The organism is Qipengyuania nanhaisediminis (assembly GCF_045862805.1).
GTDB classification, from domain to species: Bacteria; Pseudomonadota; Alphaproteobacteria; order Sphingomonadales; family Sphingomonadaceae; genus Erythrobacter; species Erythrobacter nanhaisediminis_A.
The window spans coordinates 1223113-1241016 of sequence record NZ_AP025760.1 but is presented as its reverse complement, the minus strand read 5'-3'; the positions used below and the strand labels follow the sequence as shown (position 1 = coordinate 1241016).

14 protein-coding genes are annotated in these 17904 nt (G+C 63.9%); 9 read left to right on the top strand and 5 right to left on the bottom strand.

The window, feature by feature from the left end:
* Positions 1 to 92: 92 nt before the first annotated feature.
* The 4 genes from ACKTSM_RS05925 to ACKTSM_RS05910 form a co-directional block, all read right to left on the bottom strand.
* Complete coding sequence (locus ACKTSM_RS05925) at positions 93 to 2411, bottom strand: putative bifunctional diguanylate cyclase/phosphodiesterase (RefSeq protein ID WP_407876200.1); 2319 nt, start codon at positions 2409 to 2411, stop codon at positions 93 to 95.
* A 146-nt stretch (positions 2412 to 2557) separates the two neighbouring features.
* Positions 2558 to 4381: a glutamine--fructose-6-phosphate transaminase (isomerizing) gene (gene glmS / locus ACKTSM_RS05920; RefSeq protein ID WP_407876199.1), complete on the bottom strand. Its 1824-nt coding sequence runs from the start codon at positions 4379 to 4381 to the stop codon at positions 2558 to 2560.
* A gap of 55 nt (positions 4382 to 4436) precedes the next feature.
* Positions 4437 to 5384 (bottom strand): DMT family transporter, encoded by a 948-nt coding sequence (locus tag ACKTSM_RS05915; RefSeq protein WP_407876198.1) that lies wholly within the window; start codon positions 5382 to 5384, stop codon positions 4437 to 4439.
* 49 nt (positions 5385 to 5433) lie between these two features.
* The gene (locus ACKTSM_RS05910) at positions 5434 to 6921 is read right to left on the bottom strand and encodes a hypothetical protein (RefSeq protein ID WP_407876197.1); all 1488 of its coding nucleotides are present in this window, start codon (positions 6919 to 6921) and stop codon (positions 5434 to 5436) included.
* Positions 6922 to 7103: 182 nt separating this feature from the next.
* Between ACKTSM_RS05910 and ACKTSM_RS05905 the strand changes: the two genes are divergently transcribed.
* The 9 genes from ACKTSM_RS05905 to pseI all read left to right on the top strand — a co-directional run bounded on the left by ACKTSM_RS05905 (position 7104) and on the right by pseI (position 16110).
* On the top strand, positions 7104 to 8372 hold the full coding sequence (locus ACKTSM_RS05905; protein ID WP_407876196.1) for a lipopolysaccharide biosynthesis protein: 1269 nt from the start codon (positions 7104 to 7106) through the stop codon (positions 8370 to 8372).
* The gene (gene pseB, locus ACKTSM_RS05900) at positions 8362 to 9372 is read left to right on the top strand and encodes a UDP-N-acetylglucosamine 4,6-dehydratase (inverting) (RefSeq protein WP_407876195.1); all 1011 of its coding nucleotides are present in this window, start codon (positions 8362 to 8364) and stop codon (positions 9370 to 9372) included. The genes ACKTSM_RS05905 and pseB overlap by 11 nt, the downstream gene beginning before the upstream one ends.
* Positions 9373 to 9386: 14 nt before the next feature.
* Positions 9387 to 10544: a UDP-4-amino-4,6-dideoxy-N-acetyl-beta-L-altrosamine transaminase gene (pseC, locus tag ACKTSM_RS05895; protein ID WP_407876194.1), complete on the top strand. Its 1158-nt coding sequence runs from the start codon at positions 9387 to 9389 to the stop codon at positions 10542 to 10544.
* Positions 10541 to 11233 carry a pseudaminic acid cytidylyltransferase gene (gene pseF / locus ACKTSM_RS05890; RefSeq protein WP_407876193.1) on the top strand — a complete coding sequence of 231 codons (693 nt, stop codon included), beginning with the start codon at positions 10541 to 10543 and terminating at the stop codon, positions 11231 to 11233. Before pseC ends, pseF begins: the two co-directional genes overlap by 4 nt.
* Complete coding sequence (locus ACKTSM_RS05885; protein ID WP_407876192.1) at positions 11230 to 12249, top strand: PseG/SpsG family protein; 1020 nt, start codon at positions 11230 to 11232, stop codon at positions 12247 to 12249. Before pseF ends, ACKTSM_RS05885 begins: the two co-directional genes overlap by 4 nt.
* On the top strand, positions 12239 to 12901 hold the full coding sequence (locus ACKTSM_RS05880; protein WP_407876191.1) for a class I SAM-dependent methyltransferase: 663 nt from the start codon (positions 12239 to 12241) through the stop codon (positions 12899 to 12901). Before ACKTSM_RS05885 ends, ACKTSM_RS05880 begins: the two co-directional genes overlap by 11 nt.
* An 82-nt stretch (positions 12902 to 12983) precedes the next feature.
* Entirely contained in the window at positions 12984 to 14300 is a 1317-nt protein-coding gene (locus ACKTSM_RS05875; RefSeq protein WP_407876190.1) for an NAD(P)-binding protein, read from the top strand.
* A complete protein-coding gene (locus tag ACKTSM_RS05870) occupies positions 14297 to 15046 on the top strand; it encodes a WbqC family protein (RefSeq protein ID WP_407876189.1) in 750 nt (249 codons plus the stop codon). Before ACKTSM_RS05875 ends, ACKTSM_RS05870 begins: the two co-directional genes overlap by 4 nt.
* Positions 15043 to 16110: a pseudaminic acid synthase gene (gene pseI, locus ACKTSM_RS05865; protein ID WP_407876188.1), complete on the top strand. Its 1068-nt coding sequence runs from the start codon at positions 15043 to 15045 to the stop codon at positions 16108 to 16110. The genes ACKTSM_RS05870 and pseI overlap by 4 nt, the downstream gene beginning before the upstream one ends.
* 3 nt (positions 16111 to 16113) lie before the next feature.
* Here pseI and ACKTSM_RS05860 read toward each other — a convergent pair whose 3' ends face one another.
* Positions 16114 to 17682, bottom strand: a complete 1569-nt coding sequence (locus tag ACKTSM_RS05860) for a hypothetical protein (RefSeq protein ID WP_407876187.1) — start codon at positions 17680 to 17682, stop codon at positions 16114 to 16116.
* Positions 17683 to 17904: the final 222 nt, after the last annotated feature.

The following is a 17904-nucleotide window of genomic DNA, read 5'->3' as shown; positions in this document are numbered from 1 at the left end:
CGCTGTCGCGGGTCCGAAATTCCATTTTTCAGACCTTCTGGCGAGGTGATCGTCTCCCCGCCCGGACCGCTGCACGCGGCCCGCCATGAAAGTCATGCGCGCAGGCGCTTGTGAGCCAGCGAAGGATCGTTCTTGAACAAGTCCAGTGCGTCCTCGCGCGACATCGGGCGTCCGAAATAATAGCCCTGGATCTTGTCGCAGCCCAGATCGCGGACCATTTCGGCCTCTTCGCTGTCCTCGACCCCTTCGGCGGTGGTCGACATGTTCATGCTCTTGGCCATGGCCACGACCGCATTGATGATAGCGAGGCTTTCATTGCTGCCCTGCGCCGCGCCCTGGACGAAGGTCCGGTCGACCTTGATCGTCGAAAAGCTGAGCTTGCGCAGATAGCCGAGCGAGGAATAGCCGGTGCCGAAATCGTCGAGCGCGATCGAGCAGCCCAGCGCCATCGCCTGTTCTAGCGCATTGCGGGCGATGCTGGCATCGCGCAGGAAGATGCTCTCGGTGACCTCGATCTCGAGCCGTTCGGGGCGAAGGCCGCTCATCGCGAGGCAATCGACCACGTCCTGGTGGAAATCTGGCTCGAGCAATTGCTCGGGCGAGACGTTGACATTGACCTTGATGTTCTCGGGCCAGTTGCGCGCTTCCATGCAGGCCTCGCGCAGGACCCATTTGCCGATCGGGACGATCAGTCGCGTGTCCTCTGCGAGCGGGATGAACTTGCCCGGGCTGACAAAGCCATGGTCCGAGCTGTTCCAGCGCACCAGCGCCTCGAAACTGACGACGTTCTCGGTGCGCGAATCGACCACCGGCTGGTAGTGGAGCACGAATTCATCCAGCCCCAGCGCCTTGCGCAGGCTCGCCTCGAGCTTGCGGCGTTCCTCTGCCGAGGCGTGGAGCATGGGCTCGAAACGGCAATGCTCGCCCCCGCCGGCATCCTTGGCACGGTAGAGCGCAAGGTCGGCATTGCGCATCAATTCCTCGACCGTCTTGCCGTCGCGCGGCCCGATCGCGGAGCCGACGCTGGCTCCGACATAGAGCGTGTGTTCGTCGACCTGGTAGGGTTCGGACAATTGCTCGATCAATTGTGCGGCGAGCATGTGGATGAAATCGGGATTGCTCGCATCGCGGATGACGATCGCGAATTCGTCTCCGCCCAGGCGCCCGACCATCGAGTTGTCGCCGGTCAGGTTCTGCAACCGCGCCGAGACCTGCGCCAGCAGCTTGTCGCCGGTCATGTGGCCGAGCGAATCGTTGACCGCCTTGAACCGGTCGAGATCGACCATCAGCAGCGCACAGCGCGTGCGCCATTGCCGCGAATATTCGAGCGCATCGCCCAGCGCCTCGGTCAGCATCAACCGGTTGGGAAGCGAGGTGAGCGTGTCGTACCGCGCAAGGTAGGCGATCTTTTCCGAGGTCTGGCGCTGTTCGGTCACGTCCGAGCCGACGCCGCGGAAACCCACGAACCGGCCGCGTTCATCGCGGATCGGCGAGCCCGATAGCGCCCACCAGCGCTCCTCGCCCTTGATCGTCACCTGGACGGTCAGGTCGGAGAAATTCTCGCGCGCGCGGAGTCGTTCGGAAAGGTCGTGCAGGCTGGCGGGGAAATTGCCCGTCTCCCAGCCCTTCCCGGCGATCAGTTCGAGCAGGGGACGTCCCTCGGCTTCGCGATCGGCCATGCCAAGCGCGTAAGCGAAGCGCGGCGAGACCGAACGCACGCGGCGATGAGTATCGACCTCCCACAGCCAGTCGGCCTCGTTCTCCTCGAATTCGCGCAGCAGCAGCGAGACGACCTGTTCCTTTTCGGACAGCTTGTCCTGGGTGATCCGCGCGGCCAGGTGCAGCCGGGCTACCTCGATCGCACCGAGATTGGCGGCGATCCCGAACAACAGGAGCCCGCCGGCTGCGAACAGGTGGCCCGTAGCCGATTGCTGCAGAATCGCGCCGATCAGCACGATGGTGTTGAACACGATGATGTTGAGCGGGGTGGTGAGCTGGAAAAACACCGCGCCTGCGACCAGCAGGATGGCCAGGACCAGCAGGGCCATCGCCTCGTCGGGCGTTCCGAGCGGCGCGAACAGCAGCAATGCGGCCGCCCACAGGCACCCGGTCAGAACCGGGGAGAGGATGTGTTCGAAGTGTTCGCTGGACGAAACCTTGCGCCTGTCGGCATCGCTCAGCCGCCGATCGATCATGACGCCGCGCGTGTGCGAGGCGGCCAGAAGGCCGACCCACATGACCAGCGCGACGAGACCGACGCTGTCGAGATACATCTGGAAAACCAGGACCGCGAAAAGCGCCTGGCCATAAGCTCGGCCGAACGACAATTCGCTCAGCCCGGCGCGCTGGAGACCGCGCAGCCGGCTCCAGTCGAAATCGCCCCTGTCCGACAGTCCGAGAACGGCCGACATCGGCAGCTCCCTCGCGATCGCGCGCGCGGATTTCATCTCATTTTCGCTCACCTAGGGAGCATTAACCCCGAAAGGTTATCCGCAAGTAAAGGTTCGCGCGCTTTTTCGTGGCGCTTACCGAGGGGTAAGCCACTGAAATATCGTGTTTATTCGACGGTAACCGATTTGGCCAGATTGCGCGGCTGATCCACGTCCGTGCCCTTCACCACGGCGACGTGGTAAGCGAGCAATTGCACCGGTATCGCATAGACCAGCGGCGCGATCAGCGGGTGGACTTCGGGCATCTCGATTGTCGCCATGCAGCCCTCGCCCGCATCAGCCAGCCCCTTGGCATCGGAGATCAGGACGACCTTGCCGCCGCGCGCGCGCACCTCTTCCATGTTCGACACGGTCTTTTCGAACAACGGCCCAGAAGGGGCAATCACCACCACCGGCACATCGTCGTCGATCAGTGCGATCGGCCCGTGCTTCATCTCGCCGCTGGCATAGCCTTCGGCATGGATGTAGCTGATTTCCTTGAGTTTCAACGCCCCTTCGAGCGCGAGCGGATAGTCCTGTCCGCGCCCCAGGTAAAGCACGTCGCGGGCCGGGGCGATCAGGTGCGCCATGGCCGCGATGTCGTCGTCGTGATCGAGTGCTGCATTGAGGCAGGCGGGCGCTTCGAGCAGGTGGCCGACCACGTCGATTTCCTGTTCGCGGCTCATCAGCCCCTTGGTCACCGCCATGTGCGCGGCGAGCGCTGCGAGGACGGCGAGCTGGCAAGTGAATGCCTTGGTCGAGGCAACCCCGATCTCGGGGCCGGCATGGGTGGGAAGCAGCAGGTCCGCCTCGCGCGCCATCGAGCTGGTGGGGACGTTGACGACCACCGCGATGGTCTGCCCTTCGGCCTTGCAATGGCGAAGCGCGGCGAGCGTGTCGGCGGTTTCCCCGCTCTGCGAAATGAACAGTGCCAGCCCGCCTTCCTCGAGCACCGGCTCGCGGTAGCGGAATTCGGACGCGACATCGATATCGACCGGGACGCGGGCAAACTGTTCGAACCAGTATTTGGCGACCATGCCGGCATAGAACGAGGTGCCGCAGGCGACGATAGTCAGCCGCTTCACCCCCGACAGGTCGAAATCGAATTGCGGCAGCGCCACCGAATTGTTCTCGCGGCGCAAATAGGAGCCGAGCGTCTGAGCCACCACGGTAGGCTGCTCGTAGATCTCCTTTTGCATGAAGTGACGGTAATTGCCCTTCTCGACCGCGGCGGCCGACGCGCCCGAGGCCTGGACCGCGCGTTCGACCGGCTCGCCCGCTTCGTCGAATATGCGCGCGCTTTCGCGGTCGATCGCGACCCAGTCGCCTTCCTCGAGATAGGCGATCCGCTGGGTCAGCGGGGCGAGCGCGAGCGCGTCGGAGCCGAGGAACATCTCGCCTTCGCCATAGCCCACCACCAGCGGAGAACCGCGCCGCGCGCCGATCAGCAATTCGGGATGGTCGCGAAAGGCGATTGCGAGCGCGAAGGCTCCACGCAGCCGCGGCAGAACGTCGGCGACCGCTTCGAGCGGATCGGCGCCCGCCTCGATCTGCGCGCTGACCATGTGGGCAACGACTTCGCTATCGGTCTCGCTTTCGAATGTGCGTCCGGCCTCGGCCAGTTCGGCGCGCAGTTCCTTGAAATTCTCGATGATGCCGTTGTGCACGATCGCGACCCGGTCGGTCGCGTGCGGGTGGGCGTTGCTGGCGGTAGGCGCGCCATGCGTGGCCCAGCGCGTATGCGCGATCCCCACTGTGCCTTTGGCCGGTTCGCGTTCAAGCACCCCGACGAGGTTGATCAGCTTTCCCTCGGCCCGGCGGCGCACCAGCGTGCCCTTGTCGAGCGTGCAGATACCGGCGCTGTCATAGCCGCGATATTCCATCCGCTTGAGGCCGTCGACCAGACGGTCCGCTACGTTCGAAGCGCTTACGATGCCGATAATGCCGCACATGGTCTTGTCGTCTTCCTTGTCGCCCGCGCGCGAGCCTTAGCCGCGCTGAGGTTGTCTAATCGTTGATAGGCGCCCTGTCGCGTCCCGTCATGGGGGCAGCCCCCGCTTTGCCCGGTGCGCGTGCCGGTCGCAATCCGTCGCGCCACAGCGCAAGGCCCGCCGCGATGATCAGTCCCGCGCCTGCAAGGGTATAAAGGTCGGGGACCTCGTCGAAGAACGCCCAGCCGAGCGCCACCACCACCAGCATCTGGACATAGATGGCCGGAGCGACCTGGGCCGCGCCCGCACGGCTGGTGCCGATATAGGCAAGCCAGTGGGCGCTCGAGGCCGTCCCCGCGACGATCGCGCAGCGCACGACCACATCCCAGTCCGGCCAGCCGAAATCCAGCGCCTCGATGCCGGAAAGCTTTGCTGTCGCCGCCAGCGCGATCAGGATCGGCGCGCACAGGGCAGCCACGAAGACCTGCATCGAAAGCGCGCTGCCCTGCCCCGCACTCGCGCGGTTGGCGATCATCAGCAGCGCGAAGAAGATCGCCGAAACCAGCGGCAGCAGGGCGCTCCATCCGAGCAGCGCCAGATTGGGTCGCAGGATCATCGCCACCCCGACCAGCGCGACGATCGACACCAGATAGACCTTGGCGCGCACCTTTTCTCCCAGGATCGGCCCGGCGAGCAGCTGGGTGAGGACCGGAGCGAGAAACCCGATCGCCATCGCTTCGGCCATGGGCATGATGTAGAGCGCGGAGAAGAAACACACCGAGGCGAGCGCCAAACACGCGCCGCGCGCGATCTGCAGTGGCCAGCTTTTCGGACGGAATGCCCCTGCCCCCTCGCTGCGATAAAGCAATGCCGACAGGACCAGCGCGCCGATCGAGAACCGCAATGCGGCGACCGCATGGGCCGGCCAGTCGCCCGCCATGCTCTTGACCACCGCATCGCCGCAGGACAGCAGCGCGAATCCGGTGACGGCATAGGCGAGCCCGCTGCGTTCTGATGGTGTCATGCGCGGCCCGTATGCAATCGGACCCTGCTTGGAAACCCCAAAGGCGAAATCACCCGGCGCGAAGTGCCTCGGCAGGCTGGACAATGGAGCCCGTAACGTTGTCGCGGGGCTGCAAATGCCGCATCATCACCTCGGCGGCCGCGCGCTTGAGCGCATCGATGTCCGCGCCATAGGACGCGTCATAGCTGCGCATCACGCCGCGCCAGCCGGGTGCCTGGTAGAAACCCTTGAGCCGGTCGTAGATGTCGTCGGTCCACCACGGCACCGAAAGCACCAGCCGGCTCGCGACAAAGCCGTTGGCGTCGAACTTGATCCCGTCGAGGCTGGACAGATAGGCGACCGGCCGGCCGCCGCTCAGCACGTTCATCGCCACGCCGCTATTGCCGCACACCACCATGTCGCACGCGGCGATCTCGTCATCGAGCGGGTTGCCGATGGTGAGTTCGGTGAGCGGGTCGTCGACCCCGATCCCGGCGAAATCGGTCTTGAGAAGCGTCACCGGATGTTGTCGCACGATGATCCGCGCTGCCGGAAGATCGAGTCGGATCGATGCGATCAGGCTTTGCAACACGTCGGCCTTGGTGCCCGAGGTGAGGAAGATGCCAATCGTGTCGAGCGTGTCGCGCCATTCCATTGCGCGCGCAGTGCCCGGCTGGCCGATATAGCCGACCTCGGCACCGCAGCGCGAGCGGCGGCGATAGGTCTGCAAGGTCTCCTCGCCATGGAACATCGCGCAATCGGCGAGCACGGGCGGGACGACGGTTCCGTTTGCCGGAACGGGCGCATGGTTGGAATAGATGACGCGGCGGCCATGGCGATGTGCGGCGGCGGCCATGCCGACCGCCTCGGGGCTGTAATTGCTGGCGACGAGCGCGGCCTTCAGCGCAGGGCTTTCGGCAAACATGCGCGCAAATCGCATATAGAAGGCAAGCGTGCTGGCGATGCGCGCGGCGGGCATGAAGCTGTGCCGGCGCACGAGGACACGCAGGAATGACCAGATGCGCGGCGCTGCTTTCAGCATGGCAAGCATGCCGGCAAGCTGTCCGGGTGCGAATATGTGACTACGCGCAATGCTCATGCGGTTGATCGCGACCCCGGGAACGAGCGCTGCGAGCCGCTCGATCGTCTTGTGCTCGTTGGGAAAGTTGGCAATCGCCACCGCTTTGGCGCCATCTCTTGCAAAAGGTCCGAGCGAGACCACGCACTTGATCATGTAGGCAAACAGGATCAGCGGTTGGAACAGCCGGGCCCCGGCGAGGATATAGAGCCTGTCAACGAACGCATAGACGCGGTTCTTGGCCTTAATCTCTTCATAGACCGCGGCCCGGCCATGGGATGTCTCCATCTCCTGCACGACCCGGATCGCGGTGGCGAGGTCGTAGCTCTCCGGGCGCGCGTCACGCGCTGCCTCGGGCGCAGGCGCGTCTTCGCAGGCAGCGCCATTCGCGATCTGCGCGTCCACCACCTCGCCCGCGCTGCCCCGCGCGGGTCGAGCCGGGGCGGCAATGGGGTCGAGTTTCACCGCTTTGAAAGCCAAGTGTGACTACCTTTGCAGATATCCGGTTGCTTCGATCCGACCGGCTTAGCGATCGGGCATGGCCAAGCTTATCTCAGGCAATCATTAACAATTTGGGTTTACAAACTATCAAGCACTGGCACCGAGCGAGTGCCTTGGGGGTAACCGCAGTAAGGCCTTAGATGTTTCGAAACGTATTCAGGTTGAACGCCAAGAAGTTCCTGGCGCTGCAATCGCTCTTCTATGGTTTTGCCAACAGCATCGAGGCGCTCGTGCCGCTTCTGCTGGCGCCGATCCTCACCCGCATGCTTGATCCGACCGGATACGGGGTGTGGGTCCTGTTCGTCACCTATGCGACCTTTATGCGACCGATCGTCGGGTTGACCACGCAGGACGCGATCCGGATGCGGTTTCTCGATTTCGATCAGAAACAGCTCGACCAGTTCACGCACACCGCCCTGCTGGTGATGGTCGCGCTGGCGGTGTTCGTATCGCTGGCGACCATGGTGTTCGGCGATTTCATCGAGACCGCGACCAAGTTCCCCAAGGCCTGGCTGGTGAGCATCGTCATCGCCGCGCTCCTCTACGAAGTCTTCTACATGGTCCTCGCGCTCCAGCAGTTCCACAACCGGCGCAAGCAATTCCTGCTCACCCAGGTCATCCAGGCGGGGCTTTCGATGGCGTTCATCGTCGCCTTCCTGACATCGGGTTGGGACTGGCGCGGCGTGGTGCTGGGACGGATGCTGGGCATGGCCATCGCGGCGGCCTATTCGCTGCGTTCGCTCGGCTTCACCCTGCCGAGCCTGTTCCGCGTGCCCAAGCGCAGTTTCTACCGCAACATCGCCTCGTTCGGGCTGGTCTACTGGCCTGCCGGAGCGGTGGTGATGGTGGTCGGCACCACCGACAAGGTGGTCGCCGCGCACTTTCTCGGGATCGAGGCGAGCGCGATGTATGGTGTCGCCGCGCTGTTTGCCTCGGCGTTCTGGATGGTCAATTACAGCTTTGTCATGGCGTGGACGCCGTGGCTGTTCCGCAAGCTCAAGGCGGCGGCAGAGGATGGGATGCAGGAAGTCGTCTCGGTCTCGGCGCTCTATTTCGTGCTGGCGGCGCTGGCCGCGGCCTCGTTCTATTTCTTCGCGGTCCTGTTCGCGCCGATCATCCTTGGCGAGGCCTTCCACACGGCGATCCCGCTGCTCAAATACATCATGCTGGCGATCGTCCTGCAGGGATTCTTCATGCACAACATGAAATTCCTCCATTATGACAAGCGAATTGAGATGATGTCTGCTTTCAGTGCGCTAGCAATAGGGCTCAATATCGGTTTGAGTATCCTGTGGGCGCAAAGCATGGGAATTCGGGGGATCATGCTCGCTACGGCGGTGTCATTCCTCGCGGCGTTCCTTATCAGCGGGGTTCTCGTGATTGCGCGATACGCGAACCTGCAAAAAGGAGCCAGGACCCTTGCTGGATAACAAAAGCATTCTCGTGACCGGTGGCACCGGGTCGTTCGGCCGTGCCTTCGTTCGCACGGTGCTCGACAAATACCCCGGCGTGCGTCGCCTCGTCATCTATTCGCGAGACGAGCTCAAGCAGTTCGAGATGAGCCAGGAATTTGCGCCGCAGGACTATCCCGCCCTGCGCTATTTCCTTGGCGATATCCGCGATGCCGACCGGTTGCGGCGCGCGATGGAAGGGATCGACATCGTCGTCCATGCCGCCGCGCTCAAGCAGGTGCCGGCTGCCGAATACAACCCGTTCGAGGCGATCAAGACCAATGTGCTGGGCGCGCAGAACGTGATCGAATCCTGCCTCGACACCAATGTTTCGAACGTGGTCGCGCTGTCGACCGACAAGGCCGCCGCGCCGATCAATCTCTACGGCGCGACCAAGCTGTGTTCGGACAAGATCTTCACCGCTGCCAACAACATCCGCGGCGCGCGCGACCTGAAACTGTCGGTGGTGCGCTATGGCAACGTGATCGGCAGCCGTGGTTCGGTGGTGCCCTTCTTCCTCGCCAAGCGTGCCTCGGGCGTGTTCCCCATCACCGATCCGACCATGACGCGATTCAACATCAGCCTTGCCGAAGGCGTCGAAATGGTGCTCTGGGCGCTCGAAAACGCGATCGGGGGCGAGATTTTCGTGCCCAAGATCCCGAGCTATCGCATCACCGATGTCGCCGAGGCGATCGGACCGGAATGCGAGATCAAGATCGTCGGCATCCGCCCGGGCGAGAAGATCCACGAGGAGATGATCACCACCAGTGACAGCCTCAACACCGTCGATCTCGGCCCCTATTACGCGATCCTGCCGAGCACCGGCGACCAATATGTCGAGGACTACATGGCCAAGCGCGGCGGCAAGCCGGTCGAGCCGGGTTTCGCCTATAACAGCGGCACCAATCCCGATTTCCTCGATGTCGAGCAATTGCGCGCGCTGATCCGCCAGCACGTCGATCCCAACCACAGCGTCTGAGGCGGCGAACCGGCATGGCGGACTTCATTCCCTACGGACGCCAGTCGATCAGCGATGCCGATATCGCCGCTGTCCTCGACGTCCTGAAGTCCGATTTCCTGACCCAGGGCCCGGTCGTCCCGGCATTCGAAGAGCGCGTGGCCGCAATGTGCGGCGCGAGCCACGCGGTCGCGGTCAACAGCGCGACCAGCGCCCTGCACATCGCCTGCCTCGCCCTCGGCGTGGGCAAAGGCGACCGCGTATGGACCAGTCCGCTCACATTCGTCGCCAGCTCGAATGCGGCGCTGTATTGCGGAGCCGATGTCGATTTCGTCGATGTCGATCCCGACACCTGGAACATGTGCCCTGCCCGACTTGCCGAGATGCTCGACAAGGCGGCTGGCGAAGGCACGCTGCCAAAAGTCGTGATCCCGGTTCACCTCACAGGACAATCCTGCGACATGGCGGCGATCCACGCTGCGGCGAGCAAGCACGGCGTGCGCATCATCGAGGATGCGAGCCACGCGATCGGAGGCTCTTTTGCCGGCAAGCCGGTCGGCGCCTGCGAATATAGCGACATCACCGTGTTCAGCTTTCACCCGGTAAAGATCGTGACCACCGGCGAAGGCGGAATGGCGGTCACCAATTCGGATGCGCTGGCCGAAGCCATGCGGCTCGACCGCAGCCACGGCATCACCCGCGACCCGGCCCTGCTCGAGGAAGGTGATCCCCCCGGCTGGTATTACGAACAACAGCGCCTCGGCTTCAATTACCGGATGACCGACATCAACGCAGCGCTGGGCCTCAGCCAGATGGACAGGCTCGCCCAGTTCATCGAGCGGCGCCGGGAAATCGCGCGCGTCTATGAAGAAGGCTTTGCCGCGATCGGGGTTACCACCCCTACGCAGCACCGCGACGCGGGTTCGGCATGGCACCTTTATGTCATCCGCGTGCCTGCCGATCGCCATCGCGCGGTGTTCGACCACTTGCGCGCATCGGGCATCGGAGTGAACCTTCATTACATGCCGGTCTATCTCCAGCCCTATTACCGGCGGCTCGGCTTCTCTCCCGGTCATTGCCCTGAGGCGGAAAGCTATTACGACGAGGCGATCAGCCTGCCGATTTTCCCGGCGATCACGCCCGAACAGCAGCAGCGCGTTATCGACGAGGTCGCCAAAGCGGTGTCGGCATGAATGTCGCGATCATCCCCGCGCGCGGCGGAAGCAAGCGCATCCCGCGCAAGAACATCCGCGAATTCTGCGGCAAGCCGATGATCGCCTGGCCGATTGCCGCGGCGCTTGAAAGCGGGTTGTTCGAACATGTCATGGTCTCGACCGATGACGAGGAAATCGCGCAGGTCGCCCGCGATTGCGGCGCCGAGGTGCCGTTCATGCGCCCTGCCGACCTGTCGGATGATCACGCCACGACCAGCGAGGTGGTGGTCCATTCCATAAAGCAGGCGCACGAGCTCGGATGGCCGGTCGAGGCGGTGTGCTGCATCTATGCCACCGCGGCCTTCATCACCGCTGACGACCTGCGCGCGGCGCGCGAGCAGCTTTCGCCCGATTGCGATTTCGCCTTTCCCGCATTGCGTTACGGTCACCCGCCCCAGCGCGGCTTCGTGCGCGGCGATAATGGCAGCCCCTCGCTGCTCCAGCCCGAACATCGCTCGACCCGCACGCAGGACCTGCCGCCGGTCTTTCACGATGCAGGGCAATTCTACTGGGGCACGCGCGAGGCGTGGTGCGAGGGCCGCCCGGTGTTCGGCGAACGCAGCCGCTTTGTCGAAATGCCTGCAAGCCGCGCGATCGATATCGACCGGCCCGAAGACTGGGCCATGGCCGAACGGCTTTTCGCCGCCACGCGGGAGAGCGGGCGGTGAAAACGCTGTTTCGCTGCGATGCGACGGCCGACACCGGTTTCGGCCATCTCAGCCGCTGCATCGCTCTGGCCGAAGCTTTTGCCTTGTCGGACGTCGAAAGCGTGTTTGTCGGCATGTTCGACCCGGCGGCCCGGGACCAGCTTGGCGAGGCGGGGTTTGAATGCGCCGGCCTGTCCGCGCCGCTCGGCAGCAAGGCTGCGCGCGATGAGCTGGGCGGGCGCGATGCGGATTGCATCGTTCTCGACAGCTACCGGGCTGACGCGGATTACCTCGCCCAGCTCGATGCGCTCGGCAGCGCTCTGGTGGTGATCGACGATTTTCGCGCGCTTCATGCCTATCCCTGCGACGCGATCCTCAATTTCACCTGGGAAGCGCCCTCGCTCGGCTATCCCGAAGGCCCCGCGCTGCTGCTCGGCCCGAACTACCTGCTCACGCGGCGGAAGCTGGTCGAAACCCGCGTGCGCAGCATGACACGCGCGCGCAAGGGACGGGTCAGAAAGCTGCTCGTCGCGGTCGGGGGGAGCGATCCCAAGGGAATAACCGCGCGGCTCCTGCGCGTGCTCGGCACGATCGCGGGCGATGTCCAGGTGCGCACGATCTCTGCCGAGCCGGAAAAGCTCGCGCCCGGCCTCGCGGCCTTTGCCGATGGCAGCGAGGCGCTGCCCCGCCAGCCCGACCTGTCCGAGCAATTGCTCTGGGCCGATGCCGCCATCACCGGTGGCGGGCTGATCAAATACGAAGCCGCCTTCATGGGCCTTCCCGCTGCTGCGATCGCCCAAAACGAAGGCCAGGACGGCGAGACGCAGGACTTTGCCGCAGCCGGGCTTGTCTATGACCTCGGCCTTGCCGATAAAGTCAGCGATGGCGACCTAGCGAAACTGCTCGAGTGTTTTCTCACCGACGACACCCTGCGCGAGCGGATGGCGGGCCGCATGAAGGACGCATTCGTTCCCGATCCCAGCGCCCGTGCCGCGCGCGCAATCCTCAAGGCTACAGGGCCCCGAAATGACCGCTGATTTCCGAACCGATATCGCCGCGCTTGCAAAGCATTACGGCGAGCTCGTCACCCGCCACGGCGACAGCGCCGAGGGCGCGCAATATGCCGACCGGGCGACCCAGGAAAAACGCATGGAAGTGCTGTGCGAGATCGGGGTGCGCAAGGACAGCAAGGTGCTCGATTTCGGCTGCGGGACCGGCCAGATGCTCAGCGTTCTCAAGCGCGTGATCGGGTTCGAGGGCGAATATGTCGGCTACGACATCTCTCCCGAAGCGATCGCACTGGCCCGAGAGACCCATCCTGACGGGCGGTTCGAGGTGCGCGACGTGCTCAGCGACCCGTCCGACGAGCAGTTCGATTTCGTCCTGCTCAGCGGCGTGTTCAACAACGCAATGAGCGACAATCGCGGCTTTTTCGAAGCGGTCTCGCGCAGGCTGATGGCGCAGGCGCGGCAGGGTTACGCGTTCAACATGCTGAGCCGGTTCGTCGATTATTTCGATGACGGGCTCTATTACGAGGACCCGCTCGAGGCATTCCGGTTCTGCAAGGAAGAGCTTTCGCCGAGCGTGACCCTGCGCCACGATTACGCGATCCGGCCCGGCGCGCTTCCCTTCGAATTCACGATCTATGTCCATGCCAGCGACATCGCGCCGCGCAAGCTGAACGGCTGAACGGGGCCGGCCTGATCGCGCTAGGGCCTAAAGCGGAAACGTAGTTAACCAATTCTTTGCGGCTTCTACGTAGGCCGGGGGAATGCGCGGTGAAAAGCACGATCGTAACCTGTCATTTCCGGCCTCGTTCGGGGGGCGCGGCTATGCCCCTCTCGAATCCCGCGTGCGGATTGTCGGGGGCGGACTGACCGGCATTCTCGCCGCGTTCCAGGCCCATTGTATGGGCGCGCGCGACATCGAACTTTACGAACGGCTCGACCGGCTCGGAGGCATCGCGCAGCCCGATATCGTCGATGGCCGCGAAATGCGCGAGGGCTGCATCTATTTCGGCCCCGAAGGCGATCCGATCCGCACCCTCCTCGAAGAACATGGCGCCGAATTTGCCGATTTCGAAAACCGCTTCGGCTCGGTCAGCACGGGCGCGGACGGGCTGACCTATCTCGACGACTTCGGCGGCCCTTCCCTGCCGGCCAAGGATATCGCTCTCACAGCGCCCGAAGGCGAGACCCTCGGGGATCGCCTTGCCAGCTATTCGGGCGAGATCGCCGAACCGCTGGAACGCTATGTCCGCTGGCATACCGGATGCGAGGCAGACGACCTGCACGAAAGCGCCGCGCTGCCCATGGCGATCAACCGCGTCTTTCCCGCAGGGGCCCCGCTCGAAACGCTTGCCGAGGCCAAGCGCAGTGACGATCTCGCCAACGAGGTCTTCGGCATTCCGCGCAAGCTATGGGGCTACACCTCGAATGCCAGAGCGAGCCTGCCGGTTGGCGGCTTCGACAGGCTATTCGCACAATGCCGCGAAGCGCTCGCGAAGATCGGCGTGCGCGTCCATGACAGCCATTTCGCCACTGCCAAGCGGATGCTCGGCGAAGAATGCGCGCAGGACATCGTCGTGTGGGCGGCCAGCCCGATCCCGCTGTTCAAGCCGCTCGGCATCGCGGCACCGCGCGGTCCCGTGCGCAAGTTCGCCACTTACACCTTCTCTGCGCACTGGAGCGGCCCGGTGCCGTTCTATGTCCAGAACTTCACCGCCAGGGGCAGCGTCTTTCGCGTCTATGTCTATAAAAGCGCCGGATCGGTGCTGCTGACCGCCGAATGCGTCGAGAAGTGCGACGAGGCCGCGCTCAAGCGAGAGATTCATACCCTGCTCGAAGGGTTCGATGGCGCGCTGTCGATCGGGCCGCAATTGCACCAATCGTTCAAGCCGCGCTGGTTGTTTCATTCACTAGGTACAATTACTAGGCTGAAGGAGTTGCGTGACGCGCTCGCGGCGCATCGCGGGAACCGCTTCGTGACCGGCGCCTGGGAAACCTACGCCAAGGGTGAGAAATTCGTGGAAGTTCAGAACGATCTGCAGAATGCATTGCTCGCCCCTGTAGCGGTGAACGCGCCATGATTGCCGCGATCATGCAGCCGACCTTCCTGCCCTGGATCGGCTATTTCGACCTGATCGACCGGGTCGACAGCTTTGTCTTCTTCGATGACGCGCAAGTGCTCAAGCGCAGCTGGGCGGTGCGCAACCGCATCCTGACGCAGAACGGCGAGACCTTCCTGACCGTCCCGCTGATAGGGCACAGCCAGAACGCGGTCTGCACCTTTGCCAACACCGCGATCGACCCCGCGCCCAAATGGCGCCGTACGCACCTCGCCTCGATCCGCCACGCTTATGCCAAGGCGCCCTTTTTCGAGCCGGTCTTCGCCATGGTCGAGGAATGGCTAAATGCCGATCACGTGACGATCGGCGCGCTCAACATGGCTTTTATCCGCACGGTGAGCGAACGGATCGGGATCGAAACCCAATTCGTGCAAAGCTCCGCGCTTGCAGGGATTTCCGGCGCCAAGGACGCGCGCCTGCTGGCGATCTGCCGGGCTATCGGCGCGGACACCTATCTCGCAGCGCAAGGCAGCGCCGCCTATATCGAGGCCGACCGGCCGAGCGGCGCCTTCGCCCGATCGGACGTCGCGCTCTATTACCACAATTACGCCCACCCGATTTACCCGCAGCGCCAGGATGTCTTCACCAGCCACATGAGCGTGATCGACCTGCTGATGAATTGCGGGTTCGGCTCCGCGCTCGACCTCATCCGGTCCGGGAGGCGCGAAAGGCTCGCCGGGCACCAGCTGAAGGATCTCGCGGCATGAGCCGTGACCCAGGGGGCGCACCCGAGATCGCGATTGCCGGGCGCAAGATCGGCAAGGCCCACGAACCCTATGTGATCTGCGAATTGTCGGGGAACCACAATGGCAGCCTCGATCGCGCGATGGCGCTGCTCGAAGCCGCCGCCGCGACCGGTGCCGATGCGATCAAGATGCAGAGCTATACCGCCGACACGATCACCATCGATCATGACGGACCCGGCTTCACGGTCGAAGGCGGGCTATGGGACGGACGCACGCTCTACGACCTCTATGGCGAGGCGCAGACCCCGTTTGAGTGGCACGAACCGCTGTTCCGCCGCGCCCGCGAACTGGGCGTCACCCTGTTCTCCTCGCCCTTCGATCACAGCGCGGTCGACATGCTCGAGGAACTGGACGCGCCGGCCTACAAGATTGCCTCGTTCGAAGCGGTGGACCTGCCGCTGGTCGCCTATGTCGCCTCGAAGGGCAAGCCGATGATCATCTCGACCGGCATGGCCAATCTCGAGGAGATCGGCGAAGCGGTGCGGACCGCGCGAGAAAATGGCTGCGAGGAAATCGTGCTGCTCCATTGCGTCAGCTCCTATCCCGCGCCCGACGAGCAATCGAACGTGCGCACCGTTCCTGACCTCGCCGAGCGTTTCGGAGTTGTCTCGGGGCTTTCGGACCACACATTCGGTTCGGCGGTCGCGGTCGCATCGATCGCCCTGGGCGGATGCGTGGTCGAAAAGCATTGCACGCTGCGCCGCGCAGATGGCGGGCCCGACAGCGCCTTCAGCCTCGAACCTCAGGAATTCACGGCGCTGGTCGAGGATTGCAAGCGCGCCTGGCGCTCGCTCGGCGAGGCGACCTATGACCTCCAGGGCAGCGAAAGCGCCTCGGTGCAGTTCCGCCGCTCGCTTTATGTCGTCGAGGATATCGCCGCCGGCGAGCCGCTGAGCGCGCACAATGTCCGGTCGATCCGGCCCGGACAGGGTCTTGCGCCAAGACACATGCCCGAGATCCTCGGTCGCAAGGCGGCGCGCGATCTCAAGCGCGGCGAACCGCTCGACTGGCCGATGATGGCCTAGCCGTCAGCGCGCGGGGTCTGCCGCGTCCTTGCGCACGAGATAGGTGAAGGCGACCCATTCGCCCTCGTGTTCGAACACCGGGCGGTATTGCGAAAGAATGGCCTGGAACCGTTCGTCCTCGGCAAAGACGCGCTCCCATTCGACCTCGACATGGCGCAGCGGCCAGCTTGTGCTGTGATCGAGGATCAGGACCTCGGGCGGCATGTCTTCCCACAGGACCAGCATCGCGTCGTGGAGCATCGCCCTGCCCGGTTCATCCAGCGTGATCGCCGGCGCCAGCTTGCCGTCATTGGCCGGGACATCGAGCGGCTTGAGCGCCGAGGCGACGTAGGAATTGTTCATGCTGGTGATCCAGCGCTGCGCTCCATGGCTGGCAAGGAACTGGTTGAAGGGCGACGGATGCATCGCGAGAAGGCCGACTTTCTTGCCCTCGACCGAAAGGCCCGAGCCTTGCATCGCCTCGGTCAGCTCGTTGACCGAAATCTGATAAGGTGCGGTGTTGCGGAACTCCCCCGCGAGCGGCCGGACGAAGAGCACGCACAGGGCGATGATCCACAAGAGCTTGATTTCGCGATGGATCATCCAAAGCCACGCCATGTAGGCGACGGTGATCGGAAAGAGGTGATGGCTGTACCAGCGCGCCTGGATCCAGGCCGCGATCACCGCTCCTGAGACCAGCGCGAGGCCGATGAGACTGGTCCGCAGGGGCAGCTTGTAGAAATAAGCGAGCAGCAGGTAGAAAATCGCCAGCGAGGCGTGGATCGCCGCCTGCTTGAGGCTAACGATCGGTCCGGCGAGATTGGCGTCAATTGCGCTGACGACCGCCGCCATGACCTCGCGCTGGGCGGGGTCGAGGATCAACCAGAACAGGACATAGGTCCCCACGATACCCCCGGCGATCAGGTTCTCGATCCGAAACAATAGCCACACGTGCCGCTGGACCGCCGCATCGACCAGTTCGACCAGCAGGACGACGAGGCTGTAGAGATATTTGAGCGACAAGGTCGCGCCCATCCACAGACCGAGAAGGGCGCGCGTTTTCCAGCCGATCACGCGGCCTTCCGGGTCCGACACGCGCAGGACGAGATAGGGCCACAGCCCGAGCACCACCATGTGCTCGCGCAGGCCGACCACGTTCTTGTAGAGGATCGGCACGATGATCAGCAGCGCGAGCGATCCGGCCATGAAGCCGATGCCGGCCCCGACCGTCCGGCGCCTGATGTGATAGGCAAAGCCCACCGAGAACAGCAGCGAAGCGCCCGTCAGCATCATGGAAGCAAGATCGAGGCGTAGCCCGGTCCACTGGCTCATGAGCACGGGCAGGCTGAACCACGCCTGTTCGGCTGGCGGGAAATAGGCGATATAATCGCTGAACGCCTCGCCCAGTTCGAGCGCCAGGCTGCTCGACAGCAGGATCCCGGCAAGGTCGGTGTGGACCGAATAGACATGGGTGTAGAACAGTTGCAGCCCGGCGGTGAGACCTATCGCCAGCGCCGCGAATGCTGCCATCGCCATCGGCGTCCAGGTCGAGGATCGGGGCCCGGCGGCATCCATTCGCAATTCACCTTTCATGCCAGCCCCTTGTCCTCCTCGGTGCAGCGATCATCGGGCAACAGTCGCAGGCTCTGCCCATCTGGCTTTTGCCCGCATTCCGGCACCGCTTTCCCGGGCGAGCCCTAGGTCGAATTACCGAGGGAAGCGATAGCAGAGCACTAGCCAATTCACAGCGTCAAGCCGGGCGGCATGGCGTTCCGCAGCTTTGCGGCTCTGCGCGGGTGCAAAGGCGGTTTGCGC